This is a genomic window from Anaerotruncus sp. G3(2012) (assembly GCF_000403395.2).
Lineage (GTDB): Bacteria > Bacillota > Clostridia > Oscillospirales > Ruminococcaceae > Anaerotruncus.
In genome coordinates this window covers 34,646-42,729 of record NZ_KE159661.1, presented here as the reverse complement: position 1 = coordinate 42,729, position 8,084 = coordinate 34,646, and the positions used below count along the sequence as shown (strand labels likewise).

Genomic DNA, 8,084 nt, shown 5'->3' with positions numbered 1-8,084 from the left:
GACGTCTATGCCAAACGGATCAACACCAATGAAGAGCCGGTTGTCGAGAAAGAGCCGTTCCAGGGCGAGCTGAACTTTGACGTCTACGCAAAACGGATCAATACCAACGAGATCGCTGTTGTTGAGAAAGAGCCGTCTACCGGTGAGCTGAACTTCAACGTCTACGAGAAAAAGATTAACATTGCCTGATTATCTGTACATAAAAACGGGGACCGGATATAAAACGAGGGGGCTTTATGGAAAAAAGGCCCCCTCATGCTGTCCGGATTTAGAGGAAAAAAATATCTGTTGACAAATCTCTTCCGCAGAGTATAATAAGGTTGCTTTTCCAATTCGTTAAGCCAATATGAAAGGGGAAAATATGAAATGCAGATGAAAAAGAAATGTGCCGCAGTTCTGGCTGCGGCTGCGCTGGTTCTCTCGATGGCGGCTTGCAGCGAGTCCAAGCCGGCTGCTGAATCCAGCTCGGCGGCATCTTCCGCACCCTCATCTTCCTCCGAAGCCAGTGCGCCCGAAAAAACAGAGGCTCCCAAGCTGGAGGATTATCAGAAAGACCTGAATGCAGTGATGGAGAAGCTCGTCCCGGACATGAATGAATTCCTGACGCTCGACCAGAACTCAGACGATTATCTGGATCAGGTTGTGGTGATCCTGGGAAAGGTCGATCAGGCGTTTGTCGACATCGCCGCGCTGACCCCGCCGGCAGAGATTGAGGAGAAAGCCCAAATTGCCAAGGATGCGAGCAAGAAGATGAGCGAAGCGGTTTCGGCATACTCCGAGGCAGCCAAAAACGGCGATATGGAGTCTGATGAAACGGTCCAGGCAATGACCGATGCGATGAACCTCTATATGGAGGCGGTTACCGACATGCAGGGCTTTGCGATGGACATTATGTCGTAAATAAACCAAAGGGTTCGTCCGTCTTTGAAAAGGAGGACGAGGTCGAGGGGAGAGATCCCCGCAGCAAAAACCGGAGCGGTGCCGCTCCGGTTTTTGTTATGTAGATTGAAAGTCAGACTGGTTCTTCCTTTTTGATCTTGAAAAAGAACCGCAGGATTGGGGAAAGGAATTTCGGGCTTTTGATGACAACAATTTTCATAAAATGAACCGCCTTTCTGTCGAGATTTTTGAAACGCTCCGCCGGATAGCTGGGAGAGGGCTGTCGGAGACCTGTTCCGCATCTTCTTTTTGGAAGGGGCTTTTTTTCTTGTAAAAAACCCCTCTTGGCTCTGGCTCCCAGCCAGAGCCAGTTCACCCCTAAATACGCTTCTCAGGATAAAGTATTCCGCCGCGTGCGCGCGGCGGCGGGGGCTCTGCCCCTCGACCCCGCGATTTTTTGAAAAAAAATCGAGTAAAACTTTAGATATGGGGCAGATGCTTAAAGCAGTAGAATTCGCACCCCCAGCGTGATGAGCAGGACTCCGGCGAGGATCAGGACCAGTTTGAGCGAGGCGAACACCGCCAGCACGATCCCCAGCCCAAACCCGGCACAGCACCACGCCCAGTGGTTACAGTCACAGAACTCCTTGCGCTTCATCCGCTCACCTCCGTTTTGTCTTTCTAGTTCAGTATACGCGGCTGCGGATTTTCTGTTACAAGGGGTTGACACAGGGAAAAGCCCCGTTTTTCCATCTGGAAAAACGGGGCTTTTGCAATCGTAAGGCTGGCGTTCAGCTATCCGCCAGGCTGGGATTATTTGTTCAGGTTGTTGTAGTCGCGGATGACGCGCGGCAGGATCATCTGATGGAACGGGCAGATCGACTTTGGATTCTGGTAGGCCGCTCCCGCGAATGCCGCGATATATTTGCGCAGCTCGGGCATCTTGATGATCTCGTCTACGAAGCCCTTCTGTGCGCAGAAGTCCGGACGGGATTTTACATGATATTCCTGGATCAGCTTGTTCATCTTGTCGATGGTCGGCTGGAGGTCTTTGCCTGCGGCCTCGTCCTTCGCCAGACGTCTCGAATACATCGCAGTCGCGGCAGTCTCGCCGTTCATGACGTAGATCTCGGTTCCTGCGGTACCCAGAGAGAATGCGTTAGTGTCGTTGCCCTGCGGGCCACCCATGACATAGTGCGCAGCCGCGGTGCCTTTCCGCAGGGTAATTTCGAGCTGCGGCAGGCCGGAATTCTGGATCGAATAGATCAGCGACTGTCCGAGGCCGAGCAGCTCTGCACGCTCCGCATCGTTGCCCACATCAATACCGGTGGTGTCCTGAATCCAGACGATCGGCAGGCGGTCACGCGAACAGAAGGTGACAAACTCGTTCATCTTGATGAGTCCCTGACGATAGAGCTTGCCGCCGATGCCGACCGCACCCTGTTTGTACTCGGGGTAGTTCATCAGCAGGCCCTGGGTATTGGCAACCACGCCGACCAGCAGGCCGTTGACCTTCGCAATACCGGTGAGAATCTCGGGACCGTAGCCTTTTTTGTATTCCATGAACTGGCTGCCGTCGAAGATACGGCCAACCACATCATAGATGTTGTAGGGGCGTTTCTGGTTGAGCGGGATCAAGCTGTAGAGGTCATCCGGATTGAGCTGCGGGAGCTGCGGCTCATCGACCATGAAGAACTCGGGATTGTAGGACGGCAGATCATCCATATATTTCTTGATCGCCTCGATGACGCCTTCTTCCTCTCTGTATGCCTCACGGAAGAAGCCGGTTTCGCTGTAGTGGACCTCGATGGTTCCCGGGGAATCCTGCTTCGCGGTTTTCGCCGCCTCTGCGATCTGCTTGGCGCCTTCCAGGTCGATGTAACCTTTCGGGTTCATGCCGCCCACGATGCCGGAGCCGCCAACCGCCATGTTTGCTTTCTCGTGCGCAATCAGGATGGTCGGGCTGATGCTGTGGTAACCGCCGCCCGCCGGGTTGGTGCCGTAGATACCGACGATAACCGGCACGCCAAGCTGGTTCAGCTCCGCATTGCGATAGAACGGGGTGCCGCCCAAACGACGGTTCGGATAAACCTTCTCCTGCTCGTCGAGCTTTACGCCCGAGCAGTTGAGCAGGTAAACCAGCGGGATATGCAGGCATTTTGCAGTATCGGAAGCGCGCAGAAGGTTTTCTGCCTGGCCCGCAACCCATGCGCCGGCCAGCTTCTTGTTGTCCGAAGCGACGACAACCGCCCATTTGCCGTTGATCTGGCCGAGACCCTTGATGATCGCGGTGGATTTGTTGTCATTCTCCTCGGGATCGAACAGGCTGTTCAGCGGGCACCAGGAATCCTCATCCACCAGCGCCTGTACACGCTGCATAGCGGTCATCTGGCCGGAAGCGTTCAGGGATTCATCCGAGCGGCCCGAAGACTCTACTTCTGCAATCAGAGTGGCAATGTGCTCCTCAATCTTTTTGAGTTCCGCCTCGTTTTCTGCGTTGACCGCTCTCAGCGGTGCGCCTACGACAGGCATGTTCTGGAAATAACAGGGCATTGAATAGCCGTGATCACTCATTTTGATTCGCTCCTTTTTCAGTATTCTAAAGCTATCATACAAAGCACTTGGAAAAAAGCAGGAAGGTTCTCTCCAAGCCAGCGGCAATCCCACCGCGGAAGGCTGCTATAAGCAGACCTGCTCCAGATTAGGTAGTCAACCAGCACACAGAAAGGCTTTTTTGCCCGCTGCTGGGAAGATGCAGTGGTTTGACGATATGGTAACGTGCTGCCGGTCCAGAGTCCCCCGGCAGATCGGATCAAGATACGCCCGGGCCGCCTGCTCTCTCTATTCCACACAATTCTCTGTCCGCGTCTGTCACGCAGCAGGCGGTGCGCCGGGAAGGGAAATGCAGAGGGCTTATCTCGCGCCGAACATCATCAGCATAAAGCCCGCTGCAACTGCCGAGCCGATGACGCCCGCAACGTTGGGGCCCATCGCATGCATCAGCAGGAAGTTGGTGGGGTTCGCCTTGCGGCCTTCGACCTGCGCAACACGCGCAGCCATCGGGACCGCCGAAACACCCGCCGAACCGATCAGCGGATTGATCTTGCCGCCAGTCAGGTAGTAGAGCAGCTTTCCGAGCAGGACGCCGCCTGCGGTCGAGAAGCAGAAAGCGGTCAGGCCGAGCGCAACGATCGCGAGGGTCTGCACCCGCAGGAAGACCATACCATCCGCGGTTGCACCGACTGTGGTACCCAGCATGATGGTAACAATGTTACACAGGGCGTTCTGGGCGGTATCGCTCAGGCGCTCCACCACGCCCGACTCCCGGAACAGGTTGCCCAGCATCAGCATACCGATCAGCGGGGCGACCGATGGGAGCAGAAGCACACAGAATACAGTAACAATGATCGGGAAAACGATCTTTTCGGTTTTGCTCACCTGGCGCAGCTGGCTCATCTTGGTGGTGCGCTCCTTTTCGGTGGTGAGCAGGCGCATGATCGGCGGCTGGATCAGCGGGATCAGTGCCATATAGGAGTAGGCCGCCACCGCGATCGGGGCGACCAGCTCAGGGGCGAGCTGGTTTGCGAGGTAGATTGCGGTCGGGCCGTCCGCACCGCCGATAATACCGATCGAAGCGGCCTGCTGCGGGGTGAAAAGCCCGGTTGCCATCGCAATGGTAAACGCTATGTAGATACCCAGCTGGGCCGCTGCACCGAGCAGCAGGCTGATCGGGTTGGCCATCAGCGGGCCGAAGTCGGTCATCGCACCGACCCCCATAAAAATCAGGCAGGGGAACAGGCTGCTCTTGACGCCCATATAGATGATCCGCAGGACGCCCGATTCGTACCACGCCCCGCCCGCGGCAGTGGCATCATACATCAGGTTTGCAAGCGGCAGGTTCGCCAGCAGCATACCAAACGCGATCGGCAGCAGCAAAAGCGGCTCAAACTGCTTGACGATCGCGCAGTAGAGCAGGGCGAACGAGATCAGGATCATGATACCCTGCTGCCAGGTCATCGCCGCGAATCCCGACTGCCGCAAGGTTTCGGCAATAATCTCAAAAAAATTCATGAGGATCCTCCTTAGCCAATCACCACCAGGACCGCATCGGTATCGACCGCGCTGCCTTTGCTGACCGGAAGCTGTTTAATCGTGCCGGCCACCGGAGCGACGATCTCGTTTTCCATCTTCATTGCTTCAAGCATAATCAGGACCTGCCCTGCGTTGACCGAATCGCCAACCGCGCACTTCACATCAAGAACGGTGCCGGGCATCGGGCTGGTAACAGTGGTTCCACCGGCGGCAGGTGCAGCAGCAACAGGGGTAGGTGCCGGGGCAGGGGCAGGTGCGGGTGCCGGAGCGGGCGCAGGAGCCGCGGCAACAGGGGCCGGGGCAGGAGCAGGTGCAGGTGCAGCGGCAGGAGCAGGTGCAGCAGCGGGAGCGGCATAGCGGGGCAGAGGCGCATAGCTGCCCTTGACCTTCTCCACTTCAACCTCATATTTTTTGCCATTCAGGGTTGCGATGTACTTCATGACTCAATTCCTCCTACTGAATTTCTTTGATCTCTTTGAAACAGAGCTGTTCTGGCGGCACTTTCATGTCCTCACAGATGACCGACATCAACACCGCAAACGTTTCTTCTTCCTGCGTGTTGTCCACCACCGCGGGGGCAGCGGGCGCGGCCGGCTGCACTGCTTTTCCTTGCCCTGTCAGGCGGTTCACCACCTTGGCAAGGACAATGATCATCAGCGCAAGCAGTACCAGCTCAAGCATGACCACGCACATGCCGATCAACGACACCAAAAGCGTATCGCCCATTGTAAGGGCCTGACCTGCTAACATCTTGCTCCTCCTTTCATTCTATATTGTGGAATCTGTTTTATATTTTGGAATCTATACCCATAATAACACTGTTGCGGGGGAGTGTCAACCGTTTATTCATTGTTTTTTCACAGATTTCGTGTTATTTCGCAAAACTTGCAGGCACCCCGGGGCGCACCGAAAAATTCACATATCCCATGCGGTAACAAAGCTCATCCGCGCAGTCCTTGACAGTCTGTTTGAGCGTTTCCAGACCGATTTTTTCGACTCGCGCATTGGGCGAGATCACCCCGATCGAAGCGATAATCTCCCCGTCCGAACCGAATACCGGCCCGCCAACCCCGACCGCGTCCTCGATATAATCCCCATAGGAGACCGCAAGCCCCTCCTCGCGGATCTTCGCGAGATCGAGCAGCAGGTCGGCCGCATCAACGATCGTGTGGTCTGCCAGCCGCTTGAGCCCGTGTTCAATATAATCCTTCAGATAAGCCTGTGTCTGGTAGGCAAGCAGCGTTTTCCGGAGTGCGCCACAGTGTAAATCCACCTCGTAACCGAATTTTTCGATCACCTTGAGGTTGTTTGGCCCTTCCACCTTTTCGAGCACCAACCCTTTGAATCCCGCAGGGATCACCAGAAATGCGTCCTCCCCGGTTGAATGCGAGAGTTTTTGCAGAACCGGCAGCGCTGCGCTTTGCAGCTTCACATTGTTAGCCGCAGCCATCCCCAGAGAGATCAAAGCCGGGCCGAGCCGGTAGAGATGGGTTTTGTCGTCCCGCACGACGTACATCTTTTCGCAGAAGGTCTGTAGGATGCGGTGGATCGTGCTCGGCGGGAGCTGCACCTGCTCCGCGAGTTCCGCCAGCGAGAACCATCTCTCCGGCACTTTGAGCGCTTCCAACAGTTCAATTGCCCGCAACAAACTTTGTACCATAGTTTCTCCCCTTTCAATGTATCGTTTTCCTTATCTATAGTATAGCGCATCATTCCGTATTATGCAATGCATTCCAAATATATTTTTGAGTGGTACGCCAACATTCCATGCGTCACATGGTGGTGAATCCCAATGCATTTGTCCACCGCAGTCCCCCTGCCAAACAAACATCGATTTCTGGTGTGTACTCCAGATTTTCCGGACAGCCATTTGCCGTTTCTGCCGGCCTGCTGGGAAAAGCCCCCGCTGTATCACAGCGGGGGCTTTATGTTTGGGCAAGCTTTTCGGCGTTATCCGCAGCCTGCCAGTTCTCACAGGTCATCCGCATCCTGAACCGGGATTTCTCCCACCTCCATCGGTTTTCCTGTGTAGCTGCCGTTGGGGTCGGTCCGGCTCGGCGGGGTTGCAATCATCCGCTCAACCACCCGGTTGACCCGGTCCTTCGCACGTGCAGAAATCTCATCCGGTTGACCGCCGTACATGTTCTTTTGCTTCTGCATGGCTATTCCTCCATCTGGCGTCCCAGGAAGGAAGCGCCCACCTGGATCAGCTTGATTTCGGTATCGGTCGCGGGGGTGGGGTTGTCGCCCGCAATAAACATCAGGCTCCCGCAGACGTCGCCGGCGGCGATAATCGGGGCTTCCACCAGTGCGAAGCGGTCTACCCCTTCCACCGGCTGCATCTTTTTGCCATCCCCACTCACCGCAAAATTGCGCCTCTGCTCCATGACCTCTTCCAACGCCGGGGAAACCCTGCGCTCGAGCAGCTCTTTTTTGGGGATTCCGGCCACACTGATGACATGGTCGCGGTCACACACTACAACCGGGTATCCCCCGACTTTATGCAGTACCTCCGCATATTGGGATGCAAATGCCGACAGTTCCCCGATTGGGGAATATTTTTTGAAGATCACTTCACCGTCATTATCCGTATATATTTCAAGCGGATCGCCCTCGCGGATGCGCATGGTCCGTCTGATTTCTTTCGGGATGACCACGCGCCCGAGATCGTCGATGCGCCTTACAATTCCTGTGGCTTTCATCAGAATTGTTCCTCCTTTTTTTGCCAGCTCTTTGTTTTTTCTTGAATCGGCAAGGTTATTATTGACTGGCAAAATCGGATTTATGTGGCAGGAACGCCGCGTTTTTCAGGAATCTTATCCCAACAGAAAACGACAGTATTTTTGATGCCAGTTCAGCAGCCGGTGTTCCACGCCGGCTGAAGCCGCGATAAAGCGGGACAGCGCAGATTCCAAGACGCCCCCAATCCATTCCGGAAAGGGGGCGTACGCTTCTCAAAGCCTGTCCAACGTTTAAAGTTTTACTCAATTTTTTTCAAAAAATTGCGGGGTCGAGAGACAGTGAGACAGCGTCAGTTTGGTTCCAGACCAAACTGACAGGCGCAAAGCGCCTTCCTCGGGGCTTCTCGGGCTTTCAGCCCGAAGCGCGGCATC

Annotated in this window: 11 protein-coding genes; 2 read left to right on the top strand and 9 right to left on the bottom strand. The window is 55.3% G+C overall.

Going from position 1 to position 8,084, the window contains the following annotated elements; genetic code table 11:
* A partial coding sequence (locus C814_RS24095; RefSeq protein WP_016317975.1) for a hypothetical protein occupies positions 1–189 on the top strand: 189 nt, incomplete at its 5' end.
* A gap of 177 nt (positions 190–366) precedes the next feature.
* Complete coding sequence (locus tag C814_RS11325; RefSeq protein WP_016317974.1) at positions 367–900, top strand: hypothetical protein; 534 nt, start codon at positions 367–369, stop codon at positions 898–900.
* Between the two features lie 112 nt (positions 901–1,012).
* Here the strand turns inward: C814_RS11325 and spoVM are convergent, their stop codons facing one another.
* From spoVM to C814_RS11290, 9 genes are all read right to left on the bottom strand, one after another.
* Complete coding sequence (spoVM, locus tag C814_RS24900; protein WP_120486046.1) at positions 1,013–1,099, bottom strand: stage V sporulation protein SpoVM; 87 nt, start codon at positions 1,097–1,099, stop codon at positions 1,013–1,015.
* Positions 1,100–1,378: 279 nt separating this feature from the next.
* Positions 1,379–1,537, bottom strand: a complete 159-nt coding sequence (locus C814_RS23525) for a hypothetical protein (RefSeq protein WP_016317973.1) — start codon at positions 1,535–1,537, stop codon at positions 1,379–1,381.
* A gap of 155 nt (positions 1,538–1,692) precedes the next feature.
* Positions 1,693–3,453 (bottom strand): acyl-CoA carboxylase subunit beta, encoded by a 1,761-nt coding sequence (locus C814_RS11320; RefSeq protein ID WP_016317972.1) that lies wholly within the window; start codon positions 3,451–3,453, stop codon positions 1,693–1,695.
* Between the two features lie 339 nt (positions 3,454–3,792).
* Positions 3,793–4,950, bottom strand: coding sequence for a sodium ion-translocating decarboxylase subunit beta (locus C814_RS11315; protein WP_016317971.1), 1,158 nt, complete (start codon positions 4,948–4,950; stop codon positions 3,793–3,795).
* 11 nt (positions 4,951–4,961) lie between these two features.
* The gene (locus C814_RS11310) at positions 4,962–5,411 is read right to left on the bottom strand and encodes a biotin/lipoyl-containing protein (protein ID WP_016317970.1); all 450 of its coding nucleotides are present in this window, start codon (positions 5,409–5,411) and stop codon (positions 4,962–4,964) included.
* Between the two features lie 13 nt (positions 5,412–5,424).
* Positions 5,425–5,721: an OadG family transporter subunit gene (locus tag C814_RS11305; RefSeq protein WP_016317969.1), complete on the bottom strand. Its 297-nt coding sequence runs from the start codon at positions 5,719–5,721 to the stop codon at positions 5,425–5,427.
* 121 nt (positions 5,722–5,842) lie between these two features.
* Complete coding sequence (locus tag C814_RS11300) at positions 5,843–6,631, bottom strand: IclR family transcriptional regulator (protein WP_016317968.1); 789 nt, start codon at positions 6,629–6,631, stop codon at positions 5,843–5,845.
* 311 nt (positions 6,632–6,942) lie between these two features.
* Positions 6,943–7,131, bottom strand: a complete 189-nt coding sequence (locus C814_RS11295; RefSeq protein WP_016317967.1) for a hypothetical protein — start codon at positions 7,129–7,131, stop codon at positions 6,943–6,945.
* Between the two features lie 2 nt (positions 7,132–7,133).
* The gene (locus C814_RS11290) at positions 7,134–7,673 is read right to left on the bottom strand and encodes a stage V sporulation T C-terminal domain-containing protein (protein ID WP_016317966.1); all 540 of its coding nucleotides are present in this window, start codon (positions 7,671–7,673) and stop codon (positions 7,134–7,136) included.
* Positions 7,674–8,084: the final 411 nt, after the last annotated feature.